Origin of the sequence: Pseudomonas moraviensis subsp. stanleyae (assembly GCF_036283065.1) — a bacterium.
In the GTDB taxonomy this organism is placed as follows: Bacteria; Pseudomonadota; Gammaproteobacteria; order Pseudomonadales; family Pseudomonadaceae; genus Aquipseudomonas; species Aquipseudomonas stanleyae.
Genome location: NZ_JAADJI010000003.1, coordinates 234,346 through 257,441 on the forward strand (window position 1 = coordinate 234,346; position 23,096 = coordinate 257,441).

Below are 23,096 nucleotides of genomic sequence, written 5' to 3' on the forward strand. Positions count from 1 at the left end.
TCACTTCTGGAGCTGGCTGTCGGACGTTTCCGATAGAGCGCGGAGAATTTCGCCCTCTAAGCGAATATCACTCCACGCGCCATGCCAGTTGCCGCGACCATCATCAAGATCAGCAGCAGCGCTTCAACGTGACTGATTCGCGCGTACAACTTCGCACGCCCGATATCAAGCGCCGTGCCGCGCGAGGATGCGATACGCCATTTGATCAGCGTGATCATGGGTGCAAGCTCTATCAGCAGGATCAGCACAAACAACGTCATCTTCAGATGAAACAGCGGCTGATGCAGGTAATAGTCAGAGCCTTTCTCGTAACCGCCAAACCCACGCATCGCTCCGGTGACAAGCAGCGTCAAAGCTGACAGCCCCCAAAGGTTATCCGCGAGCAGGACGCGCTTGACCTCTCCCGTACGCGCGTAGAGCTGGCTGAACGCTGTGCCGCGCGTCAGCACCGCCCAGAAAGCCAAGGCAAACGCGAACAGATGAACAGCCGCAAGAACCCACTGACTCAGCATCGACGCACTCCCTTATAAAGAGCTGGAAATCGGCCAGTCAGTAGTAGACGAAAAAACGGCGCCTCGCTTGGAGGTGATGGAGGGAACGGTGCCCAAACGCCAAATCGCAGGCAAAAAAAATCCCAAGCAGCTGATGGAAGCTTGGGATTTAAAAATGCATAAACCGTGGTGGTGAACGCGGGACGGATGTTACTTAAATTCACAACCTCCAACAAGGTTTTTTCGATAACCGGTTGGAGATTAAACTCTGTAACTCTTTGGATATCCGGATATTTTTTATGAACGAGGGCTAAAAAGCGCACCAAAAAAGCGCTTTGTAACGCTCCCTCTAAGTGCGCGGAAAAAAAGACAAAGCCCAGCGCAAGGCTGGGCTTGGATACCGGCAGCGAACTACTTTCGATAGAAGCGGCGGAAAACCGTTTTGCCGCTGTAGAGTCGCTTGCAAAGCTTTCGAGAGGCAAGCCCGGCTGCCAGGAATATCGCCCCAAATACGAACCACAGCACTGCCGAGTTCGTCGTGATGAAGGTATGAACCAACTTGGCCCCCCACCATCCAGCAACAACACAAATGATCAGAAAGAAGATCGCGACGCCTTGTGGTGTGCCATAGCTCACCTCGGCTTGGCAACCTCGGCAAACTTGCGCCCCCCAGGGCACCTCATTCATGCAGTGAGGGCATATAACAGTGTGATTGTTAGTCACTGATTCATTCCTTTGACAGGTTTCAGAAAACGCAGCAGTTTATAAGGTTATTGACCTTGTGGCGTCAGAAGCCAAAGCACCGCACCATCAAGCTTCCAGCTTCGGCCAATTGAACTTGTAGTTGAGTGGTGGAAGCTCGAAATGCTCCGCCAGGTAAAGCGCCAGCATCTGTCCTTCTTTAGCGTAAGCCGTCGCCTTGTCCGGCGTTGGATACCAGCTCACCCACAACGACTCCAAAGGGAAAACCTGCTCGAAGGATGCGTAATTGAATCGCCATCCCGCCATATGACCAGCAGCGCCCGGATTTTTCGCGCACCGCACGAATGCGGCCAAACGGCGGCGTAAATTTTCGGATTCGCCAATGGTCAAAATGCCATGCTCGTCCGCACCGATTGCGCGCTGAATCTCCCTGTCTGCGCAAATGATGTACGCACCCGGCCCCGGCGGAGCGCTTGCATAGTGTTCGGTCAGTTTGAGCCACTCAGGCTCCCAGCCTCGCCAGTGTTCAACTTTCATCTTGCCTCCATAAATGAGGCGCAATGATATCACTACTAGGCGTGATACCCACTTTGCTTCTAACCGCAGCCCAAGGTGACAGGACGACAGGACGACAGGACGACAGGACGACAGGACGAGCGACTGCGTTGAAGCAAGCGCCCAACTGGCTTTTCTGAAATGGGTTTTGCAAAAGTTTTGCAAATCGCAGACAACAAAAAAGGGCTCACCTTTCGGTGAGCCCTTCCAGACCGCCCAGCAGAGCGGATTTTGTTTGGTAGGCGCGATTGGACTCGAACCAACGACCCCCACCATGTCAAGGTGACCTCGGAACGGGCGTAACCTATTGATGCATAATGGAAATACACCGAAAATAGCAGGTTGGAAAACTGGCCTTAGCTGCTATAAGAATCAACAACTTAGCGCTGTATTTTCCTACAGTGCTCTATCCTTCTCCGGCGTTCTGCCGATCAAATTTCTCTCTGCTATTCTGGTTTCGTCCAAGGAGGAAACCAATGCCAAACTCTGATCTGCTCCCTTCCCTACTGTTCAAAATCAACGAAAACCAGCTCGCCCTTGAAGCCGCCATCATGGAGCTCACTTTATGGGTCGAGCAGCGCGGATCCGCCGATGTCGCCGAAAACGTCCGAAGCTCTCTCGCCGCGATCAATCGAAATGAAGAATTCATCAAAATGACGTTGGCTGTTTTGATGGCGCCGGACTGACAGTTCGTCGCCGCAGCCTCGCCTACGTTCCGCCTCTCGATTACTGTATATGCAACCAGTATCCAGTAAGGCACTCACGTGGACCCCCTCTATATAGAAGACACCGACGATTGGCTCGGCAACCCGACCCCGCTTGAAACCTGCCGACACCAGCTCAGGATGTATGAAAACGAATTCGAGGCTCTCATCCTAAAGCTCGCTCGCGCGCTGGCGAATATCGAAGGACTGGTCAGAGACAATGACGCCCTCACGGAGGAGAGAAACTCTCTCAAGGCCAAGCTTCAGCACGCCGAAGGGGCTTTGCTAAGCGAGAGGCGACGATTCGCCGACGTCGAGCACAACAGGAACCATCTGTTAAATGAAAACCAGCGCCTTTTCAGAGAAGCTCGAGATCGGGGGGAATTCGCAGGTCATTGCGAATGCTGCGCCGAAAAAGGTTTGTGACGAAGCCTTCCCTTATGGGTCTACGCTGAATCAGATCCAGCCGAGGGCATGGCAATGTGCGGACGACTTTCCCAGTACAGCGGCATTCACGACTTCGTGGCGGCGCTCAGCATGCCGAACGCGCTCATCAACTCGACCGGCGAGCAACCCTTTGAGCGGTACAACGCCGCGCCAACCACTCAGCTCGCCCTCTTCCATCAGGAAGGCGAGTTTCTGCATGCAGATATGGTCCGCTGGGGATGGCGACCGCATTGGGCAAAAGACCGAGCCGCGCCAATCAATGCACGCGTCGAGAAAGTCGCCCATGGCCCTTTCTTTCGCGCGATCTGGCCGCACCGGGCAATCATCGCGATCAACAACTGGTTCGAGTGGGTAGACGAAGGTGGGCCGAAGAAGCAGCCCTACCTGATCAGGCATCGCGACCAGTCCCCGATCCTCTGCGACGCGATCGGCCAGTACCCGAACGAAGAGCACGGCCCCGGCGAGCACGACGGCTTTGTAATCATCACCGCCGACAGCGCCGGCGGCATGGTCGACATCCACGACCGCCGCCCGGTCGCTCTTCCGCCAGAGCTCGCGCGGGAATGGTTGGACCCAGCCACGCCCAAAGAGCGCGCCGAACAGATGGTGCTGCATGAGGGCGAGCCATCCGAGGCTTTCGAATGGTTCAAGGTCGATCGCGCTGTCGGCAACGTTCGTAACCAAGGCCCAGATTTGATCAAACCGATCGCATGATCTAGCTCTGAGACAAGCTTTCCAAGCGTTCCACCGCTGCCCACATCGGAGGGCGCTGCCCCCTACATACTTGGGCAGCTTAGGTAGCGGCGAATAGAAGTGACTCAACGACTCTCGTTAACGGCCCGCATGGATACCATTTTTTTAGGGATGAGCTCGGAATGTACCGCCTGAACTATGGCCTCAGCTCCAATGACAGTCAGGTGGCCAAAATCGTATACCGTTAACTCTTCACGGCCATCCACCGTGACGACAGTCTTACACCCGGCATCCGAACACAAGAGCTCGTAGAGCGATATATATCGTGCCCCTGAGCCTATGAGGCTTTTTCGCATGCGGTCGTCGAGCGATTTAACAACGAACTGAAACGGATCAGTCAGGCGCTCAGGCACAACTCCGCCTCGTGCGAAAGATTCTTGCGTGAGACGTTGAGGTAAATTAGGAGCCCACTCTATGTTAGGCCCGACGACGACTGCACCTACACCTTCTGCCGCAAGGTAATCTACCGTGTTTCGGATCCCACCCACTACATCAACACCGCTCTGCTCAGCATCTGGCCAACGAGCAAAAAGAATAACTGTATTTGGCTTGATACGCTTAATCTCCGCGAGCGCCCTTTGATTATTAAGCGCACAGTTCGAGTTGAATTTCGAAGGCGCATTAAGCAAAGGCAAGCAACCAGCGGAGGTAGCCCCCAATAGAGGTACACCTATATACGAGGAAGAGGCTGAGAGGCCGAACCAAATATGAGCGGCAAAAGAGTCACCCCATACAAACATCATGGTCTGAGACTCATCTATTACCGTCGTAAAACATTTGTCCTTATAGAGTTCGGGGCCCTCGCCTAGAGTAAGGAAGCAAACACCATCTCTGGGTTTTTGCTTGATATCGACGCGAAACCGTGGGCCTACTTCACTAATCAGCTCGGGAACTCGACTAGGGAAACCAGCTTTGGCAATTACGCCCCACGAGGTTATTGCTAGCAAACCTGCCGCCACCGAAGCCGCAAGAACGTTCCCACGCTGCCGCCGTTGATTGTGACGCAAGTTATTAAGCGGCCTCTCAACAAAGTTATACGACAAAAGCGCCAACACTATGGATATGCAGAGCAGTAAGAGTGTGGTTTGAGGGCCCGCCTCAAGGCGATACTGGCGAGCGCCCACCCAGACGGGCCAGTGCCATAAGTAAAGCGAGTAACTTATCGTCCCAAAGAACTGGACGAAACGATTGGATAGTAGCTTGCTTTCGCGCTGAGCAGCAATAACCATTGCCGTCCCTAGTACTGGAATGATCGCCAGCCATCCAGGGAACATCATGCTCTCCCGGAAGAAAAATATGCTCGCAGCAATGAGCACCAAGCCTCCGGCAGACAGGATTTTTCCAATTCGGGACGAGATATAGGAACCGCCTAAGAAGGCTAACCCACCCGCTACAAACTCCCATACGCGAGTCGGAAGTAGAAAAAATGCCGCAGGCTGGTTATCTGGCGTTAGCCAAATGCAAAGCGCAAACGAAACGCTGAACAGAGTCATCAAAAGACTGAGTGCGATTCGCCGACTACGAGCTAAATAGAGGAGCAGAGGAAATATCAGATAGAACTGCACCTCTACAGCAAGCGACCAAAGGTGCAGAAGCCAATTGCTAGATTGATCCGCCGCAAAATAATCCAACGAGTCTGTATAAAAACGAATGTTACTAAGAGACGCAACTGCGTAAACAATTCGCCCGGCAAGTACATTGTAGTCATGCGGAGTCAGGAAAAAGTATCCAGCCACTACAGCAGCGATTGAAAGCACGAGCATAGGAGGATATATGCGAAGAAGCCGAGCACCAAGAAAATCAACTACGGAAAATTGATCGCGCTGGATTTTTCCTAGAATGATTTTCGTCATCAGAAAGCCCGATATCACGAAAAATATGTCAACGCCGACATACCCTCCGTCAAAACCAGTCACTTTAAAGTGGAAAAGGACGACTGATAATACGGCAATAGCTCTTAATCCATTGATATCACTAAGAAAATCAGCCGCAACACGCACATTATTCTTTGTCATTATATCCGTTGCTTTCTGCTGCTTAAAAGGTTCCTGGCGGCCGGCACGGGTCACAGAGCAGCCAAAGGCGTGGCATTTTACCGTTATTTCTGAATTAGGGAACTCACTCATAATCCATTTTCCGAACAACGATAGGCATCCAGCTCACCCCATCAGCGAGAAATGCCAACTCGCTTTCATATGGTTACATGATCCCCAACGGCTAAGCCTTTAGCCTCCCAACAGCTGCTGAGTAAAACAGCCTTGATCACAGCAGACAGTCGGCGATCAGCAACAGCAAAGCATCCACGTAGGCCATCCTGGGTATCGATTAATTTCCTCCAGTGCGTTTGCTTTGCAGCAGACAGCTGTTGATCGAGCGCCAGACGCCTGTCCTGCTCGGCCTGCTGCCCGGCAGCCGCAGCTTGAGCCAGTTGGTTGAGCGTTTCGGAGTGCAACTGCAACTGCAAGGAACTGCCTGCGCCGATCAACACCAGAGCCAGCACTCCAACCAATCTCCACGCCAAGACCATCACGGCACATCCTTAAAAAAGACGTGCCTGCCCAACGTGAGTGTCTGCGTCGCGTTCGCCGCCCAGGCCGGCGCTTTGATGCTGGTAGCGTAGTAATGAGTGGCGCCACCGGTGGGGTCAGGCATCTTGCCGTTTATCACCTGGTCAGCAGCGATCCGACATTGCGCCAGCTCTCGGAACGGGATTTCCTTCACGCCGATCAGGTACTGATAGTTCGGATCGGTCTTGTTCCAGCAGCTGAACTGGTACTTCATCTGGCAAACGCCAGCGTAGCCCTCACCCCACCACGACTTCTCTTTGCCATCGGATACTCGATTGCGGATTGTCCAGGCCACGGCGATCTTGCCGGCGGTACCTTCTCCGCGCGCCTCCCCCCAAATAGTGCGGGCGAGGATGTCGCGATCTTTGTCGGTTACACGCATCACTGTTCTCCACTCAAAAAACACCCGCTCATGGCGGGATTAATTCAAAAAATGGGCGGCGTGCTAACATCGCCACCCAACCAGTGCTTGATGGAAAGTCGCGGCAATGAACAGAGAAACGTCTTTTTTGAACGGTATCCGAGCCTTGGCGGCTTTTTGGGTCGTGACTGCTCACTGTTTCATTTGGGGCGGTTCTTGGTTGGACATGTCGGTCCCTGCACCAAAAATTGCTGTTGATCTTTTTATGGTGCTGTCCGGACTTCTGATGGCCTACACCGTTCAATCACGGGAATCGAGCGAGCCAATGTCTTGCCCAGCCAATTGGCTCAGGTTTTACATTCGTCGCTACTTCCGGCTGGCGCCCGCGTATTATTTATGTCTGTTCCTGGTAGTAGTTCTTGCACCGGTATTTTTGGGGGGATATACCAACTTAAGAGCACTCAACCCTGCCTTGTGGCAAGGAGACTGGGTTTATGATCCAGCTCGCACGAACTACACCATCGGAAACATACTGTTGCACATCTCGTTTCTTTTCGGCCTGTTCCCGACTTACTCCTTCTCAACCTTCCTACCGGACTGGAGTCTCAGCCTGGAGATGCAGTTCTACATTGTGTTTCCTTTCATCTACCTTGCGATGAAACGATATGGAACGGGAAAGGTAGCAGTCGCTTTGGCGCTGATCTCCTATTCAGTTACGTATGTATTCAATCAAGCAGCCACTGCAGGCAAGGTCAGCCACTTTTATGAGCCTTCCCTTTTGTTTTTCAAGCTGCCTATTTTCGTAGCGGGCATTCTCGTATACCGCGCAACTGCGACCAAAGAAACTTCTAACTGGCAGCGTGTTACCTACGTACTACTTGCTCTTTTGATGTGCGCAAAACTTCAGGATATTTACCATGAGCAGGTTCTATACCTGGTTACCCTTGTCGCATTGATGGCGGTGATGGCTCTTCCATTTCGCACTGCAACCCATCGCCTCAGTTGGATTAATTCAGTTTGCAGGCACCGGCTTGTAACTTTTATGTCGGACGTGTCGTATTCCGTATATCTTTTCCACGGGCTATTTTTAGCAATTGTCGGCTCGCAAATCGGGATGGCGGCGAAAAGCTCGGGATGGTCACTATCAGCAGGTACTTTGACGATCTGGCTGGCAGTAACCGTTCTTACCTATGCATTTAGCTATCTGGTGTACCGCTTCGTTGAACTCCCTGGCATTGCGCTGGGAAAACTGATCATTGATCGACTAAATACTAATCGTGCTTCCAACGGCCCAGAAGCAAGCCAAAAAGCTGTTCCCAAAATGGATGCGCGTCATTGAAGACAACATAGTGAAGGCTCGTCGCGTCGACACTCCTCAGGACGGAGGTCACTTTTCTCCAGTAAAAAACATCCCCGAATGGCGGGTAATCAGTTGCTGCGATTAAACAGGGCGTACGGGTCGAGCCGATGATTCAGGAAAGTGGGCACCGCCTTCTTTCCAGGCACGGACCGCTGTTCGATAAGCTCTCCACTGCTGCTCCGTTCCAGGCTGCGCAGAAGGGTCTCCATCCTCAAGTGCAATCAATTGTTCTGAAATGAAAGCTAACTCGCCTGCACGCCAGCGATCCTCAAGCCCGATTCTGATCTGCTGCTCAACTATCGCCCGCTCTTCCGAGGTTTCGTCAAGAATGGGGGGTGGAGCCGGTCGCGTGGAGAAGATTCCTCCCACAATTGAAACGTAAAGAAATTCGCCTCGGGCAATCGAATCGATAACTGACTGATATTGCTCTTCGGTAATTGCGATCCCACCCTCGAGTGGCCCCGTGCTTATGCAATTTTCGCTAGCGTATGGCATTCGATTCTCCATCAGAACCATCGACCTATTGCTGTGAACCAAAAGAAATAACTCGCGGCGGCAGCTGTTCCGATGGCAACGTTTGGACCCTCTGAGTTGGGGGTGCGGCCCATATTGATAAACGCGCCCGCGTATAGAAAAGCGCCAGCGGGCGTTACCGACTGGCGAGATGCATAGAGCTGACTCCCCCCAGTGTTTACCGCCGTGAAGAACGCCAGGTCTGAATAGACCGAAACTGCACCGATGAAATCAGCTGACTTGGCGATGGACGGCGCGGCGAAGCCACCCGCAGCAACGGTCTGATTAACTTGCCGTGTGCCGTAAACGATCATCTGCCCATTCGCGTACTTGGTGGTCAAATCACCGCTGGTAGGATCAAGCGACCGGCTCATGATCGCGCCAGTCGGAACGCCAGCGGTCTGGCTCACGGTTCCCAGTAGTACGACGCCAAGGTTGGTCCGCGCTTCGGCAGCGGTTACGCCGCCATGGCCGCCCTGCGAGATAGAAAGTGCTGTTGTCATGGCCGATAACGACGTGATGTCATTGTTCGCGCCAGATTTCGCAGCGCCAAGCGTGGTTCGAGCGGCGGGCGCGTCTCCATCATTCAGCAAATCCTGCATGAAGACAGAGAGGTCAACGATGCCGGTACCGCCCTTGGACGGTGGCAAGACATCGTAGTTGCCAGTAGTGCCGAGCAAAGCCAGCTTTTCGCCGTAGTCGTTGAGGATGGCTTTGACCTGGTCACCTAGATCTTTCTGATAACCCTGCACCGGCATGATCGAGTAGAAGCCACCGGCCGCTGTCGGGCCTTCGTAGTTCGGCGAGATCGACAGAGCCGTATTGCTGGCGATGTTGGTCACCTCGTACCAGCGACCGTCCGGCCCGCGAAACCCGTCGCCGACCCGGCTGTTGGCAATGAAGGCAGTACCTGTGCCGATCACCGCATTCGAATTTTGGGTGACAGAAACCGTTCCCGTCTTGTACCAGGGCATTGTGTATCTCCAGAAATGAAAGGTCAGGCCTGCAATTTGGCGCAGAGAAACGGGCGGTGCCCTTGGTCGGTCCAGGCGGTGAATGCGAGGCTGTACATCAAGACGCGGTTATTTGCGTAATCGACGCCGAGTGCGCAATAACCACCAGAGCCTTCGCTGTGACAGCTCATTGTGAAAGGGTTAAGAGAGATATATTCCCCCGGCCCGAGGGCTTTATTAATTCCCCAGTAATAACGCCGCCCCACGCTGAGCTGCTCTGTTCCGAGGTACGTCCAATTACCTGCAGCGAACGTTACAACCACAGCCGGCGCACCGCTGTCATAGACCAAACCACCGTGTTGATCCCAAAGGCGCATACCGTAAATAGCTGTTCCCATGGACGCCCAGGCTGCAACGAAATACTGACCGCTCAAGGTTTCGTTGACCTTTGAGGCATTCATTGCGAAACCAGTCCAGTTACCAGGCCCGCCGGTAAACCACACTGAATACGGAACCTGAATAACTCCTGTCTGATCTGGTCGAATGAAAACGAGTGGCGGATCCTGGCTGGTTACAGCGCGAGTAAACGAGCCGGTCGCAGTAGCGACTCCCGCATACGACCCCTTAGCAAGTAGGCACAGCCTAGGGGCTTCGGAATCGATCTGTACAAACGCGTTATCGTTGATGCTCTGAAATCCGTAGCTCATGCTGCGTACCTGATTGCGTAGCCCTTGGCGACAACTCTTGATCCAATTGTCGAAGCTGACGCCGAGGGATTTATGTATCTAACGACAACTTGACCAATCCCCACCGTCACGTAGGGATAGGACTTGCTGTTAACTGACCCCTCTGCTTCCGACGTTTGCACGTCCTGTGCTCTCGTCGGGATGATCATGAACACGCAATTGGCAGGGTTGAAACCGGGAATCGCGATTGTGTAGCTGGGCACAGTCCCGCTGAAGTCAATCACGCCCTGCCAGAGCACCTGATAGGTGAAGCTGTTGGTGTCCATAGCGAGCTGACCGCTCTCGTTAAAGACACGCAGTCCAAATAGCGCCATTGATTACCCCAGATAGCCGAGACGAACACGCAACACGTTGTTGGCGTCGTAGACCGAGACGTTCAGTGAGTTGATCACCAGACGCCCCTGCCCAGGAACGATGCCGTTTATTTCCAGCGTGCCATCTTTGTTCAGGATCCAGCCTTGCTGGCCGGCGATGTAGTTGGTGGAACTGATGTAGCTGCCGATCTTGGCGTTGGTGATGGTTCCGTCCTGAATGAACGCCGAGTTCATGAACACCTGCCCGCCCTGCACTGCGAACGGAACCGCGATGGCGCCGCCGGCGATGGTATTGACGATGGCGAAGCGGTCGGCGCTGACGAGGAACTGACTTTGCAGGCCGGCACCGGTGTTCTCGATTCCAAGCCCGATGCCGGCCGCGACGTACTGCCCATTCGCCGTGACCTGCATCTTCACCGACCACATCGTGCTGAGCTTGCCGGCCGTGTCCGCGTAGGCTGTTGACGTCTGCTGAATGGCCGCCGAGTTTTGCCCGACGGATACATTCAACTGACCGATCTTCGTCGCGGTCGCCGATTCGTTCGTCGCCACCACCTCCTCCAGCTCGGTGATGTTCGCCGCGTTCTCTCCGATCTTCGCGTCGAAGGTCGTCACACGCCTTGCCATTGCCTCGTTCTCGGAGGCTCGAACCTTCGATTCGGAAGCGATCGCCGCAGTGCTGGTGTAACTCTTGATCGCGTCCGCGAGATCGCCAGCGCCGTCATCGTCTCGGTAAGAGGCGCGAAGGGCTTCGAAGGCCGTGGCTTGAGCAGTGACGACGCCGTCGAGTTCGTCGATCTCGACTGTATGGGTTGCCACCTGCTGGGCAAGTCCGTTCGCAGTCTCAACGGTCTGCCCAACGTCGAGCCAGTAGAGCGGGTTTGGCGGTGGCATGTTGAGCGGTACCGGGCCGGTAGCCTGATAGATACGCTTGCCCTGCACCACCAGGTCGTACTCTTCGTAGGTGGCGTCTGGGTTGTAGCCTTTCAGACCGTCAAGGGCATCGATCTGCGCTTGCAGGCCCGGGATCTTGTCGATCTCGTCGAGGATGTTTTGCCCCAACTCGGTACGCCCGATCTCGCCCGCGATCATCTCCAGAATGGCCGCAGCTTCTGAGCTGGATTGCCCCTGCACGCCGATGCCAATCGGATACCACGGCCCAATGTTGCCGATCTTGTCGACGATGCGCCCCCAGAAGTAGAGGGTCACGCCGGCGCGCAGGCCGAGCATGGAGAAATCGCTCTGCGGATAGGCCAGGTCTGTCAGCTTGGTCGCGGCCTCAAGATCGGTCGTCGGCCCGTACCAGATCTCGGTGCGCTGGCTGTCCTCGGCGCCAGCAGGGAATCCCCACTTGAGGTAAATGCCGAACAGCAGCGGCGTGGCAGTCAGGAACGCCAGCGCCGGCGGCAATCCCTGCTTCCCGCTGAGGTTGGTCAGAATCGAGTTGCGCCAAGGCGACGTGATGTCGAATGCGCTCACCGCGCGCACCCGCGCCACATAAGCGCCGGCGTAGATGCCGACCACGTCCACATTGGTCATGCCGGTGCGCTGAAGCTTGATCCAGTTCCCGCTGTCCTTGCGCCATTCAACGTCATAGCCGACCGCGCCATCCACGGCCGGCCAAGTGATCGTCATGGTGGCCACGGCCAGCCCCTGCACCACCGATGAAGTCGACGACAGCGATACGCTCGCTGGCGCCGGTACGACGGTGATCGGGATCACGCTGATCGGGCGCTCTTCCAGGCGTGCGCCGGTGTCGATGAAAGCGAACTTGCTCGGCTCGAACTGGAGCGCGCTGATTTCGTAGTCGCCCTCGGTGGTGCGCTTGGTGCGCAGCACGCGATACAGCGGAATCGCCAGATCGTCCGCGTCGAGCGCCCATTGCAACTGTGCAACCGGCGGTTCGCTGTAGGCGACCGTGACGGTCACGGCGCGGCCGTTGACGCTCTGCACGGTCCGACCTTCGGCGCGGCCGCCCGGGAGATTGATGATCAACCGGTCGCCGGCCTTGGCCTGGTTGTCGCGATCAAGCGTGATAACCCGACCCGCCACTGCAGAGATACGGCCGCCCACTTCACGACCAGCCAGCAGCGAATCCGCCACTGGGATGATGTGCCCGGGCAGCGGGATAACGCCTTCCATGCCGGTCTTGAACGAGACGGTGCGGTCTTGGTTGTTGCTGAGGATCGCCCACTTGCCACGGCGCTGGGCCTCGGAGGCGCGCGTGCAGCCAATGGCGCTCAGCTCGGTCGGCCGGTCGCCGTAGCGGCGCTGGAGATCCAGATCGGCGAACGGGATGACGTCGGTGTCGTAGTTGTTCGCCGGATTGTCGTAGCTGACTAGCGCCCGGGTGTAACGGGTTTTCGCCGAGGCACTGCCATAGGAGAACTTGCCGTCGATGACGTTCGACCGGGTGAAGACATAATCGAAGTCCTGCGCGCGCGGCATGTCCGCCTGCATCACCAGCTGGCCCTGCGCCCAGTACGTCATGCCCCGATAAATCGCCGAGATATCTCGCAACAGCGACCAGGCATCAGCCTTGCCCTGCAGGTTCATGTCGCAGAGGAAGCGCGGTTCCTGACCGCCCAGTCCGTTCGGCACCAGCTGGTCGCAGTATTGAGCGATGCGGTACAGCTCCCACTTGTCGACCATGAACGGCTTGATGCGCTTGCCCAGGCCGAACCGGTCTTCGGTGCAAATGCCGTAGGTTATCCACGCCGGGTTGTTGGTCCAGGCCGATTTCATCGAGCCGTCCCACGTCCCGGTGTAGGTGCGGGCGATCGGGTCGTAATTGCTCGGCACCATCCACCGCCGGGCCTTGCACTTCACGGTCACCGCCGGAATGTTGGTGAATTGCTCGGCGTCGAACTCGATGTAAAGCAGCGCGGTGTTCGGATAGCGCAGCTTGGCGTCGATCACTTCGGTGTAACCGGCCACCAGCATGGTGTCGGCGATCTTGTTGGTGTTCTGGTTTGGCGTGAGCCGGCGCACGCGGATCTGCCAGCCAGTGGTTGCGTCCGGTAGATCGATGCGGCGCGAGCGCTCGTAGCGCGTGGTGGTCTTGCCGTCGACGGCGTCCACCAGCACCTGCTGATAGACGCCGCCGTCGGTGGCGACGTCGATTGCGTACTCGATCCGGTAGCCGCCGACGTTGCCCTGGTCATCCGAGCGTTGCAGAGCCGGCCAGGCCAAACGCATGCGCACGGCGGAGAGCTGGGTGTTGGTGATCGAGCGCACCCACGGCGAATCGCTGCGTAGTTCGATGTTCAGCGACGTCTCGTTCTCAACGGAAGGAATGCCCGGGATGTAGGTCTGATCCACCGAGCCCGGGCGCCAGTCCCACTTCACGTTCGGGAAGTTGTAGTTGCCGCTGGCATCGCGGATCGGCGTGTTGTCCAGGTAGATGTCGTAATCGGTCGGGACGCTGTCGAATTCACCCTCGCCCACGGCGATAAGCAGCTTTGTCAGGTTGGTCGAGCGCAGGCTGTCGCTGGCTTCGGTCGGCGACTTCGGCTTGCTGCTACCGCCCTTCTCGCCGTGGATATCGATCTGTGCTGCTGCGCCCATGCTTTCCTCCAGGCATAAAAAAACCGCCTCGCGGGCGGTCGGTGTGCTGCTGTCCTGATTACACTTTGTCTTCTGCTAGGATCGAGGCCGAGATAATCATCCCGCCCCACCGGCGTTCGCCGATGCAGATCGGTACCGGGTTTCCGCTGGCCGTGGTGTTCTTGGCGCTGCCGAAGGCGTAGGACGGGGAGTTCTCGGGGGATGCGCTCTGCTTTAGGCCCGAGGCCTGCGGACTGAGCATTTGGATGACACCGCCGGCAACGAGTGCAATGCCCACCGGGGCCAAAGCCTGAAACCCCGGAATGAACGATGCAGCAATCAGGACTGCGCCGATGATCGTTTGAAGCAGGCCAGCACGCTTGCTGCCGCCAACCACCGGCACGATGCGGATTTCCTGAGCGCCGCCCAGCGCGAAATCCTTCTCAGGTACGTTCTTTCTGTTCCGGAAAATGGCGAAGCGCAGACCGCGCCGCTCCAAGTCTTTGATCGCTGCGTCGAACCCCTTCAGCGTGCACTTCAGCGCCTTGAACGCCTCCCCTACGGAACGACTGCCCAGTTCGCGGTAGTGAACTCGGCCGAACAGTTTAATCAGCGGACCCGATAGAAGAATGGTCGTCATCATTGGGCGGCAATGTTCAGTTGCTGTCACGGTTTTCTCCAGACATAAAAAAACCGCCTTTCGGCGGCTGTTTTTTGGGTGTTCAAAGGCAATCTTTTATCGCCTGCTTCATGTCTCCTCGGCCATAGCCCGGCGACCATGCCATGCGCTGATACAGCGTTACGGTACTGCCCTTCGGTGCTTTGCGTATATCCAGCAGCTCGTCGGTCATATTGTTGCTCGCGACCAGCAATCTGTATCCGTTTTCTGTCTCGGACATTGAGGCATCGCTTCTGGCGTCCTGCCATTTCGGGAAAACACACAGCGCATAACGCTTGGGATCTTTCGAGGTTGTTGCCTTGAAGCTCGGGTCATTTTTCTGAAGATCCCCAGGGGATACACACCCAGCCAACAGAGCTACCACCAACGCTCCTAAGATCAGTTTCATGCAGTTCACTCCTGTGGGAAAGCTGCAAGATATCACTGGGGCGAGCGGGAGTGAAAAAGCCCGGCGCTGGGCCGGGCTCATCTTTGTGCTGAAGAATCGTCAATCGATGAATTCATCTTCATCATCGAAGATTTCTTCATTCTCGTCACCGACGTAACCTTTCTTGAAATCTTCCCAATCCTCATCACCTAGATCGTGATGCCGATCAAAGAGATTGAGGGATACGCCGGACTTAGAAGCCATCCCACCAATGAGGTTGTAGCGATAATCAGGCGGCACTCCAACGTATGCTGATTCACCGAATCCCAGTACGTAACCAACTTGGTATTGATCAGAGTGAGGTCTCAGTCCGTAAGCGTCGATTTCCTTACCAGCTCCACCTTCTTCAAAGCCCCTGCTGTACCCTTTATTGAATTCAGTACTCATGACTTCCTCACGCCAAATTAACGACCACACCGATATTGTGGCTTTACCGTAAATTTCAAGGGTTAGAGAAAACAATTTTTGTTCTGTATAGGCATCCAGCGTGGATGAAACGACACTGGATGGCGGGGAGGATTTAATAGTAGCTTTCAGCCACCCCACCCAAGACAGGAAGTTTATTTTGAGCAGACAGTTTCAAATGCCCTCAGACGAGAAACGAGCTCTCGAGGAAGCTATAGAAAGCAAGTTCCCCGGGAAATCAGCTTCATACAGCCTTTCGGGGAAAGATCCATGGCAAGGAAGAATCAGCTATTTCGATACCTCAGGCACCCACATTGTAATTTTTAAATTCTTTATGCGAGGCCATACTGGTGGGCCGGTACTGACGATTGAGCGCAACGAATACGATTGAAAAAGGATTCCTCAGTCCTTTGCCAGCAAGCCCAAGGACTGGGATTGCGCCAATTTCGGCGCGTTTATGACCTGGAGGTCAATGTGTCAAACAAAGCTTTAGAAGAAACCGTCATCGCCCAGTCCCAAATCATCACAGCATTGATTGCATCGGTTAGGAAAAAAGATGCTCTGGACCTGACCTTGTTCAACCAGATGATCGAGACGATGCGTAAGGATCACAAGGAAGATGCCGAGGGGAACAACAAAATCTACAACAAAGTGATAGAAACAGCGAAATCTGCCTGCCTCATTTCGACGGAACAGCCGCCAGTTCGCCGATAAAGCCTTGCAGTTTATCCGCGTGTGCCGCAACCCTTTTTTCGGCAGCGCGGCGACTCTCAACATCTGACTCAATGCTTTGAAGCCGACGCTCAATCAGGTCGGCTTTCTCTTGACGTTTTTGTTTCTCGCTCATGTATATCTCCTGCGGCACCGCCGCGTCATGTGATTGGTTGCGCATCTTTGTGCCTGAGAATCAGGCGTGTTCGGTCGAGCCAGGGGCCGCCGAAGACAATGACCTCTGACGGCCTGCCGTATAGGTGATGCAGCAGGAACGGGCCGGGGCCGAACGTTGTAGAATCCTCACCTGGCAACGCGGGATCGGCGCCGAGGAAAATCCCGGCGTGGTTCGGGTAAACGGTGCGCCCCACCTCCATCACGATCATGTCGCCGCGTTGCGGCTGGTCGACTCGGAAGAAGCCGGCGGCCTCGTAGTTTGCTTCGTACAGGCTGGTGTTTTCCTTGCTCTCCCACCAGCCATCCGCGCGCTTGAACGCTTCGAATTCCAGCCCCCACTCGCGTTTGTACCAATCGGCGCACACCTGCCAGCAGTCCCAAGCCCCATGCACGAATGGCCGTCTCAGCAGCGGGATTTCGCCGGTGGGAACGATGGTGCGCAGATCGCCCTCGGGCCAGCTCAGGATATGCCAAGGCATCGCCGTCGCTTCGCACATGGCCAGATCGCGCGGTGAGGGCCTGCTGGTCGCGTCCGGATGCGAATGCAACACGCCGATCACCTCACCAATGTCCTCCGCCGCCGCGTACTCCTCAGGGTCGATCCGGAACTCTTCGTTCGGCTCGGTCGAGACGTTGATGCAAGGAAAGTATTGCTGCTTGCGCCCGATCGCCAGCAGCAGCCCGCAGCACTCTTTCGGGTACTCGGCCGCCGCGTGCGCCTGGATCGCGTTCAAGATGTGCTTTCGCATGTCAGCTCCGTGCGATCAGGGAAACGGCGGGGAAGCCGCCAAACGGCAGCGGGTTTCCTTCGCCGAAGCGCGGGATGCAGCCCTTGCCCAACGTGGCGTCGCACTGGTCGAGTTCAGGATTGTCGGTAATGACGCCGTCCTTCGTGACGTACGGCCCGGTGTAGCCGCAGTTCGGCCCGCGATAACCACCGGTGAGACACCAGTGGCAAAGCGTCGTAGCCTGCCGACCGATTGACTCATTGCCGACGTCACCCGGGCTGGCCAGCTCCCAACTGACCGTCTCCCCGTCCTCGTTCGTCTTCTGGTCGATGTACCAGACCTCGACCGTCTCTTGGGTTGGGTCAGCTTTTGGGTTGCCTGCCGGAAAGTTCGACGCGTCGAGGTAGCTGCCGAGCGTGTGCCGCATCGTCAGCTTGAACTCGAGGAGATCCTCGAACGCCAGACAGAGCGCGGTGATACGCCCGTTGACGTTGCCGACGGACAGTGTCGGCCGAACCGCCGTGCCGTCGCCGTTCGCCTCGATGCCGTCGATCTGCATTGGCCAGGCGCTGTACTCGTTTCCCTGCCAGTAGATCGCCTTCGCCGGCAACTGGTCGGCATCGGCGCCGGCGGCAATCAACTCGGCCGGTGTGTGCGGTATCCCGTGCCCGTGGAAGCGTAACACGTCCGCGCCGTACTCCGTGCCGTCCAATTCAAAGAGCAGCACTTCGCTGCCAGGCTCAAGCACCTGGATGTCACTGATCAACGGCATGGTTGCCCCTTATGGATGAAATGCCCGCTCGAACGTGGCGGTAAGTTTGTAGACCCCGCCGCCCACCGGAGTGGGTACGGGGTTCTTGCAGGTAAACAGGCCAAGCTGGCCCAGTGGCGTGGTCCACAGGAAGGCTTTAGCGCCCGCGTGCCGATCAAGGAACGACATGATTTCCAGCACCTTGGCCTGAGGTCCGCTGTAGGTGATCGGGTACGCGTCTTCCTTGTTGTTCGGGCCGTCGCCAACTTCCTGTTTGTAGCCGTCGCCGAACTGCGCGGTGCGCACCCGATACAAAATCTCGGGCGCGTCACCGTGCTGGGTCGGCCAGATGAACTTCTCGATGGCCATCAGCCCCTCCCGTTTGTGAGTTTCCAGATTGAGCCGCCTGGCTGCAGCGCTCGGGCGATCGCGGTTTCAGCTTCGGCCTTCGCCGCCTGCTGAATGCCTTTGCCAAGCTGCGTCGTGTCTTCTGTGCTGGCCGCGCCGCCAGCGCCTTGTGTTTGCACCGATACCGCGACGGGGAAGTTGTAAACGTTGCCGCCACCACTCCCACCGCCGCTGATTGCGCGGACTCCCAGTTGACCGCCGGCGGTGCGGGTCAGTGGCATGATTGCCTCAGGTCCTGCCTCGCCCATGATGCCGGTCTGCCCCCCTGCCATCCCGAACGCTGTCGGCTTGCTGACCACGGAGTTGGTGAACGCGGCGCCACTGGCGAACATCTGGACGCCCGACGACCAGGCACCACCGAGCGCCTGCGGGAAATAGGTGCTGGAGTAACCTGCCGAGGACGCGCCCAGATTCGAAGATGTCGCACCGGCAGATCCAGCCGCCAGTCCGTTACCACCGCCTCCGCCAGTGAAGTAACTGGTGGCCGCACCAACCAGACTGCTCAGCAGCGCCGAACTGGCCTGACGGGTCGCAATCCGCGCCATGTCCGCCAGAATCGACTTGGTGAAGTCAGCAAACGAAAGCTTGCCGGTCATGGCGAAGTTGACGACCGCGTCTTCCATAGAGCTGAAGGCGTTGGTGAACAGGCTTTTCGTCTGTCCCGCGACATCACAGGCTGATTCCAAGTAGTTCTGCCAAGCTGAGGAAGCACCGACACTCCAACTGCCTTGGGCGACTGTCATGTCGTCGTAGTTCGCCTGCACCGTGTCGTGCAGATCTTGCTGCGTGGCTTTCAGCGCGGCGAGCTTCTGGGTGTACTCCTCGAGGCTCATACCGCGTGAGCCATCGCCGTACTGGTTGGCCAACTCCAGACGCTGCTGATTGAATCGATCGTCGATTCCGTTCTGCTGCTCGGTCAGTCCGCGCTGCCGGTCTCCCTGTCCGAGGCCGGACGCGGCCCGCAGCCCCTGCTGACGAAGGGTGTCGACCTGCTGTTGCAAAGCACTCGTGTAAGAGTTGACCGCCAGAGTCTGCTTACGAAGACGGCCCTCTTCGTTGGTCGCGATCAGGGCCAGCTCGCTGTCGCTGTCCTGCTGCGCCTTAACCATGGCACTGCGGGCGTCGGCAATTTTCTGGTCAATCTGAATGATCTGAGCGCTGGTCGTGCCCTTCTTGGCCTTGACCGCTTCGAGGGCATCAATTTCAGCCTGGTAGTTTAGGGAAACTTCGTTGGCCTGCTGGTTGAGTAGGCTCACGCGCTGCTCGGTGTAATCTGCTTGGGAGATGACACCGGCGCGCTGAGACGCCTCAAGTTCCCTGTCAGCATTTTTGTAGTAGGCCAGTGTCTCGGCCAAAGCGTTTTTCGCGTTATTGAAGCCGGTAGTGTCGACGCTACCTGCTGGTATTTTAGGATCCTTGAACTTGTCGTTGATGTTCGCAATGTTCTTGTCGATAGCTGCCTGGCTCAGGCGCGGATCGTTCGGAGCGACCTTTCGTATGTCATCGAGTTGGCGCCTGTACTCCTTTATCGCCTCGGTGCGCTTCTGCTCGTTCGTCCAAGAGGACTTGGCCAACGCGTCGATCTTCGACATCGACGACACCGCATCGCCCTGCGCTTTCGCCTGCTCGCCTTCCCATTTTGCGATATCGGCCTGGGCTGCCTTCTGGTCCTCCAGCATGTTCAGCTGATTGGAGTAGAGCTCGACCATCTCCTTCTGGTTTTGAAACGCCCCGACGTCGCCCTTTTGTGCGGCAGCGAGATTACGCCGGGCTTGCTCGATATCAGCGTCGATATCGGGACGGCCGATGTTCTTCAGATTATCTGCCGCGCGCGCGACCGCGTTGTATCCCTTCTCCCAAAAGCTCAGGTTTTCCAGAATGCGCGGCGTGCGCTCGTTGATCGCATCGGCGTACTGCTCAGTCGCAAGCTTCACCGCGCCAGCGTGGTCGCCTTGCTCTTCCAGCGCTGCAATCTGCGAATAAACCGAAGCTGTCAGATAGTGGTACTGCTCATTGAGCGCGGCGGACGCTTTTACCGGGTCATCGGCGAGCTTGGCGAATTCGGCAACCGTCTCGCTGACTGCCTTGCCGGTAGCCTCCTGCATCGACACAGCAGCCTGGGTGATCCCGGCAAAACTCTCTCCCGCAATTTTTCCGTTTCCCGCCAGCAGCGCGAGCACTTCAGCCGCCTGACCGGTAGTGCCTACAGTGGCACTCACCTGACGAGCCATTTCGCCCAACTGACCGGCACTCACACCTGCGTAGTTGCCGGTGAGGATCAAGGATTTGCTATAGGCGTCCTGTTCTTCGCTGCCCTTGTAATAGGCGACGACCAGCGCGCCAACAGCTGCGGTAGCCAGTGCGAGTGGCGCAAGAATAGCGAGCAAGCCAGCAGCACCGGCGCCGGCCCCGGCTCCCAGCTGAGCAACGGCGCGAACCCCACTTCCCCAGTCTCCAGACGACAGGGCATTACCCAGCTGCACGACGTTCTCTTGGGCCTGGCGGGTGCCGAGGCGAAGTTTGTCGAAGCCGGTGGTAGTTTTTTCGAGCTTGTCGTAGTCCTTGTCGATCTTACTCAGCGCTGAGTTGTATTGATCCTGGCTGATGCGACCGGCGTCTAAATGCTTGCCGAGTTGCTCAACCTGCGTGTCCAGTTTGGACAGCGCAGCGCGGGCCGGGTCAATTGCGCCCAGCAGGCTGTTCAGAGCCTTTTGCTCATCCATGGCCGACTTGGCCAGCGCCACCTGCTGCTTGTCGAGCTGCGCTGATATCTTCGCTGCCTCAGCCTCGCCATAGGCGCCGGTTTTTGTCAGCTTTGCCAGTGCTTCGCGCTGCTTTGCGAGATCTTGAGTGGTCTTGGCGCTGGTAGATAGCGATTTCTCCAGCGCCTGCATTTCGTTCATCAACGAAACGGCGGACTGCTCTGCGCGGCCGCCGGCCTTCGCCATTTCATCCAGACTGGTTTTAGCCTGAATTGCATCGGCCGAGTCGATCTTGACGCCGAGCTCTGCAATGTTCATCGACTCACCTTGAATAAATGCCCGTTTCTAAGGGCTGTTGTCGCGGGCCGCAGCCATGACTGCGATCGCCTCCGATTCCATGACGCGAATGTCTTGGAACACGCGTGAACGTTCCTCGGCAGGAATACCGAGAAGCTTCATCACGTCAGTGAGAACGCCGTAATCGAGACCGGTTGCGCCGCATGCACCAGTGCGCCACTGGGTCCACATCGAGTCCATAACAAGGAATGATTTCCAGTTGTCCGGCCAGACTTCGAAGGTTTCGTCGTAGTCGTCAGGAGAAAAGCCGAACATCGCCATCTGCTCGGCATCACTCTCAACCTCGTAAAGCGCACGGGCAGCGGCGGTTAGTTTCCCAGACGGGCCTTGCCGAAGGCCTCGCTATAGGCTTTCACGACGGCATCTGAAACGCCGATGCAGCTCTTCACCAGCGCCGTTATCGACTCATCGTTGAGCTTGTCGCCGAACCCCCACGAAACAACCAGATCTTTGATCTGATCGACGCCCTGTTCGACTTCCGCAGCAGTGACTTCGGCAAGCGTCGGCTCTGTGCCTTTGAAACGTTCGCCGATAGCCTCTGCCTTGGCCTTCCAGGAGTCGAACAACTCGGCAAGCGCGGTTCGATCGCGATACTTAAAAGTAAACGGCACCATGGCCGGCTTTTCGCCGACTTGCGGGATTGCCACGTCGACCGTGAAGGTCGGTTTCGGCGCGATGGAAAACTTTGCCATTGGACCCCCTTAGGCGTTGTAGCGAGTTGGGCGAGATGCGAACGACAAAGTGATGGTCCGCGTCATGATGTTGTTTCGGCTCAGTGTCGGGGTCGCGGTGATCGACACGTACGCGTAGTAGTAAATCGTCGCGCCGCCGGGCAGGTTTGCGCGAATGAGGCGCGGCTCCTTGTCTTCGTCAGCCGCTTCGACAATCGAGACATAGGCCTGCGCTGGGTCGTCAGCGACCGGCAGCGTCATGCTGCTGGCGGACTTGTTGGTTGGGAGTTGGCGGTCATCATCGTCTTCGAGGAAGCCGTAGGTCAGAAACTGTTGCTCACCACCGTTCGCAGTTGGCTCGGTGATCTGAGCGATTTGCGTCCAGCCGGTCGCCTCGCGGATAGTCCCCGCGCCAGAGCCTACCGGGTAACTTTTCACGCTGGTGGTGTCCACGCCCTCGGCGGAGAATTCGCCAGTATCCGAATCGATAACGCGAGCCGGGCGGCCATTCAATTTTGCCCAGGCAGAATCGATCACGATCACGTCGCCATCGGTCAGGCCGTGGGCCGCGGCAGTAAGCACTGCTGGTTTGGCGTTGCTGATCGCAGTGAACGCTTTCGGCACGCTTAGAGTTGCGGCGATTTCGAATGTGGTGCCGTTGGGGATTTTGACGCTCATGGGTTTTCCTCTTTGCAGAAATGACAAAACCCGCTCGGTGGCGGGTTCAGGATTTGCCCAGTGGGCGAATTATTTGGCGGTTGCGCTATTCAGGAATACGGCAGTCTTGATAAGCCTCAAGGGGCAGGCCAGATTTGGAGCCAATGACGACGCCGGTAAGGCCGCAGGAAGGACAGCAGGCATGCTTTTCCAGATACCACTTCGTAATTTGACTCGGCGTAGACCATTCTCCGCAGGCGGTGCAGATGCACCTTTCGCTGGCAATAATCTCGTCGCGGTTGTTCCAGGCGTGATCATCGGCCGACTCATCCAGCCACTGTAATCGCGCTTTTGTATCCTCATCCATGGTAACGCCCCTATCTACCCATTGACGTGGAGCGATTCTAGCGC

27 protein-coding genes are annotated in these 23,096 nt (G+C 56.6%); 6 read left to right on the forward strand and 21 right to left on the reverse strand.

Annotated features, from left to right (window positions below; genetic code table 11):
* Nucleotides 1-56: 56 nt before the first annotated feature.
* From GXB78_RS06180 to GXB78_RS06190, 3 genes are all read right to left on the reverse strand, one after another.
* Entirely contained in the window at nucleotides 57-512 is a 456-nt protein-coding gene (locus GXB78_RS06180) for a DUF2214 family protein (RefSeq protein WP_329514760.1), read from the reverse strand.
* Complete coding sequence (locus GXB78_RS06185) at nucleotides 506-973, reverse strand: hypothetical protein (RefSeq protein ID WP_329514761.1); 468 nt, start codon at nucleotides 971-973, stop codon at nucleotides 506-508. Before GXB78_RS06185 ends, GXB78_RS06180 begins: the two co-directional genes overlap by 7 nt.
* Before the next feature lie 328 nt (nucleotides 974-1,301).
* The gene (locus GXB78_RS06190; RefSeq protein ID WP_039762066.1) at nucleotides 1,302-1,730 is read right to left on the reverse strand and encodes a hypothetical protein; all 429 of its coding nucleotides are present in this window, start codon (nucleotides 1,728-1,730) and stop codon (nucleotides 1,302-1,304) included.
* A gap of 494 nt (nucleotides 1,731-2,224) precedes the next feature.
* Between GXB78_RS06190 and GXB78_RS06195 the strand changes: the two genes are divergently transcribed.
* From GXB78_RS06195 to GXB78_RS06205, 3 genes are all read left to right on the forward strand, one after another.
* A complete protein-coding gene (locus GXB78_RS06195; protein WP_329514762.1) occupies nucleotides 2,225-2,434 on the forward strand; it encodes a hypothetical protein in 210 nt (69 codons plus the stop codon).
* A 78-nt stretch (nucleotides 2,435-2,512) separates the two neighbouring features.
* Nucleotides 2,513-2,878, forward strand: a complete 366-nt coding sequence (locus tag GXB78_RS06200; protein WP_052392234.1) for a hypothetical protein — start codon at nucleotides 2,513-2,515, stop codon at nucleotides 2,876-2,878.
* Between the two features lie 54 nt (nucleotides 2,879-2,932).
* Nucleotides 2,933-3,613, forward strand: a complete 681-nt coding sequence (locus tag GXB78_RS06205) for an SOS response-associated peptidase family protein (protein WP_329514763.1) — start codon at nucleotides 2,933-2,935, stop codon at nucleotides 3,611-3,613.
* A 104-nt stretch (nucleotides 3,614-3,717) separates the two neighbouring features.
* On the opposite strand, the gene GXB78_RS06210 is transcribed toward GXB78_RS06205, so the two are convergent.
* The 3 genes from GXB78_RS06210 to GXB78_RS06220 all read right to left on the reverse strand — a co-directional run bounded on the left by GXB78_RS06210 (nucleotide 3,718) and on the right by GXB78_RS06220 (nucleotide 6,601).
* A complete protein-coding gene (locus GXB78_RS06210; protein WP_329514764.1) occupies nucleotides 3,718-5,778 on the reverse strand; it encodes an acyltransferase family protein in 2,061 nt (686 codons plus the stop codon).
* A gap of 65 nt (nucleotides 5,779-5,843) precedes the next feature.
* The gene (locus tag GXB78_RS06215) at nucleotides 5,844-6,179 is read right to left on the reverse strand and encodes a hypothetical protein (protein ID WP_329514765.1); all 336 of its coding nucleotides are present in this window, start codon (nucleotides 6,177-6,179) and stop codon (nucleotides 5,844-5,846) included.
* Nucleotides 6,179-6,601: a cell wall hydrolase gene (locus GXB78_RS06220; RefSeq protein WP_329514766.1), complete on the reverse strand. Its 423-nt coding sequence runs from the start codon at nucleotides 6,599-6,601 to the stop codon at nucleotides 6,179-6,181. Before GXB78_RS06220 ends, GXB78_RS06215 begins: the two co-directional genes overlap by 1 nt.
* Nucleotides 6,602-6,707: 106 nt before the next feature.
* Between GXB78_RS06220 and GXB78_RS06225 the strand changes: the two genes are divergently transcribed.
* Entirely contained in the window at nucleotides 6,708-7,919 is a 1,212-nt protein-coding gene (locus tag GXB78_RS06225; RefSeq protein WP_329514767.1) for an acyltransferase family protein, read from the forward strand.
* A gap of 527 nt (nucleotides 7,920-8,446) precedes the next feature.
* Here the strand turns inward: GXB78_RS06225 and GXB78_RS06230 are convergent.
* The 6 genes from GXB78_RS06230 to GXB78_RS06255 form a co-directional block, all read right to left on the reverse strand.
* A complete protein-coding gene (locus GXB78_RS06230; RefSeq protein ID WP_329514768.1) occupies nucleotides 8,447-9,427 on the reverse strand; it encodes a hypothetical protein in 981 nt (326 codons plus the stop codon).
* Between the two features lie 23 nt (nucleotides 9,428-9,450).
* On the reverse strand, nucleotides 9,451-10,113 hold the full coding sequence (locus GXB78_RS06235; protein WP_329514769.1) for a hypothetical protein: 663 nt from the start codon (nucleotides 10,111-10,113) through the stop codon (nucleotides 9,451-9,453).
* A 356-nt stretch (nucleotides 10,114-10,469) separates the two neighbouring features.
* Nucleotides 10,470-14,033: a phage tail protein gene (locus tag GXB78_RS06240; RefSeq protein ID WP_329514770.1), complete on the reverse strand. Its 3,564-nt coding sequence runs from the start codon at nucleotides 14,031-14,033 to the stop codon at nucleotides 10,470-10,472.
* A 58-nt stretch (nucleotides 14,034-14,091) separates the two neighbouring features.
* The gene (locus GXB78_RS06245) at nucleotides 14,092-14,655 is read right to left on the reverse strand and encodes a tail assembly protein (RefSeq protein ID WP_329514945.1); all 564 of its coding nucleotides are present in this window, start codon (nucleotides 14,653-14,655) and stop codon (nucleotides 14,092-14,094) included.
* A gap of 79 nt (nucleotides 14,656-14,734) precedes the next feature.
* On the reverse strand, nucleotides 14,735-15,079 hold the full coding sequence (locus tag GXB78_RS06250) for a hypothetical protein (protein WP_329514771.1): 345 nt from the start codon (nucleotides 15,077-15,079) through the stop codon (nucleotides 14,735-14,737).
* A 99-nt stretch (nucleotides 15,080-15,178) separates the two neighbouring features.
* Nucleotides 15,179-15,505 carry a hypothetical protein gene (locus GXB78_RS06255; RefSeq protein WP_329514772.1) on the reverse strand — a complete coding sequence of 109 codons (327 nt, stop codon included), beginning with the start codon at nucleotides 15,503-15,505 and terminating at the stop codon, nucleotides 15,179-15,181.
* A 100-nt stretch (nucleotides 15,506-15,605) separates the two neighbouring features.
* On the opposite strand from GXB78_RS06255, the gene GXB78_RS06260 reads away from it, so the two are divergent.
* Both GXB78_RS06260 and GXB78_RS06265 read left to right on the forward strand, forming a co-directional pair.
* A complete protein-coding gene (locus GXB78_RS06260; protein ID WP_329514773.1) occupies nucleotides 15,606-15,914 on the forward strand; it encodes a hypothetical protein in 309 nt (102 codons plus the stop codon).
* A complete protein-coding gene (locus tag GXB78_RS06265; RefSeq protein ID WP_329514774.1) occupies nucleotides 15,911-16,237 on the forward strand; it encodes a hypothetical protein in 327 nt (108 codons plus the stop codon). The genes GXB78_RS06260 and GXB78_RS06265 overlap by 4 nt, the downstream gene beginning before the upstream one ends.
* Here the strand turns inward: GXB78_RS06265 and GXB78_RS06270 are convergent.
* The 9 genes from GXB78_RS06270 to GXB78_RS06310 form a co-directional block, all read right to left on the reverse strand.
* A complete protein-coding gene (locus tag GXB78_RS06270; protein ID WP_329514775.1) occupies nucleotides 16,203-16,370 on the reverse strand; it encodes a hypothetical protein in 168 nt (55 codons plus the stop codon). The two genes, GXB78_RS06265 and GXB78_RS06270, sit on opposite strands and share 35 nt — an antisense overlap.
* A 25-nt stretch (nucleotides 16,371-16,395) precedes the next feature.
* Nucleotides 16,396-17,160: a C40 family peptidase gene (locus GXB78_RS06275; RefSeq protein ID WP_329514776.1), complete on the reverse strand. Its 765-nt coding sequence runs from the start codon at nucleotides 17,158-17,160 to the stop codon at nucleotides 16,396-16,398.
* A 1-nt stretch (nucleotide 17,161) separates the two neighbouring features.
* Nucleotides 17,162-17,911, reverse strand: coding sequence for a phage minor tail protein L (locus GXB78_RS06280; protein WP_329514777.1), 750 nt, complete (start codon nucleotides 17,909-17,911; stop codon nucleotides 17,162-17,164).
* A 9-nt stretch (nucleotides 17,912-17,920) separates the two neighbouring features.
* Complete coding sequence (locus GXB78_RS06285) at nucleotides 17,921-18,259, reverse strand: phage tail protein (protein ID WP_329514778.1); 339 nt, start codon at nucleotides 18,257-18,259, stop codon at nucleotides 17,921-17,923.
* Nucleotides 18,259-21,318 carry a phage tail tape measure protein gene (locus tag GXB78_RS06290; protein WP_329514779.1) on the reverse strand — a complete coding sequence of 1,020 codons (3,060 nt, stop codon included), beginning with the start codon at nucleotides 21,316-21,318 and terminating at the stop codon, nucleotides 18,259-18,261. Before GXB78_RS06290 ends, GXB78_RS06285 begins: the two co-directional genes overlap by 1 nt.
* A 27-nt stretch (nucleotides 21,319-21,345) precedes the next feature.
* Nucleotides 21,346-21,618 (reverse strand): DUF1799 domain-containing protein, encoded by a 273-nt coding sequence (locus GXB78_RS06295; protein WP_073474199.1) that lies wholly within the window; start codon nucleotides 21,616-21,618, stop codon nucleotides 21,346-21,348.
* Between the two features lie 47 nt (nucleotides 21,619-21,665).
* Nucleotides 21,666-22,049 (reverse strand): phage tail assembly chaperone, encoded by a 384-nt coding sequence (locus tag GXB78_RS06300; RefSeq protein WP_122706993.1) that lies wholly within the window; start codon nucleotides 22,047-22,049, stop codon nucleotides 21,666-21,668.
* Between the two features lie 9 nt (nucleotides 22,050-22,058).
* Nucleotides 22,059-22,706 (reverse strand): phage tail protein, encoded by a 648-nt coding sequence (locus GXB78_RS06305; protein WP_073474195.1) that lies wholly within the window; start codon nucleotides 22,704-22,706, stop codon nucleotides 22,059-22,061.
* 85 nt (nucleotides 22,707-22,791) lie between these two features.
* Complete coding sequence (locus GXB78_RS06310; protein ID WP_329514780.1) at nucleotides 22,792-23,052, reverse strand: hypothetical protein; 261 nt, start codon at nucleotides 23,050-23,052, stop codon at nucleotides 22,792-22,794.
* Between the last annotated feature and the right edge of the window lie 44 nt (nucleotides 23,053-23,096).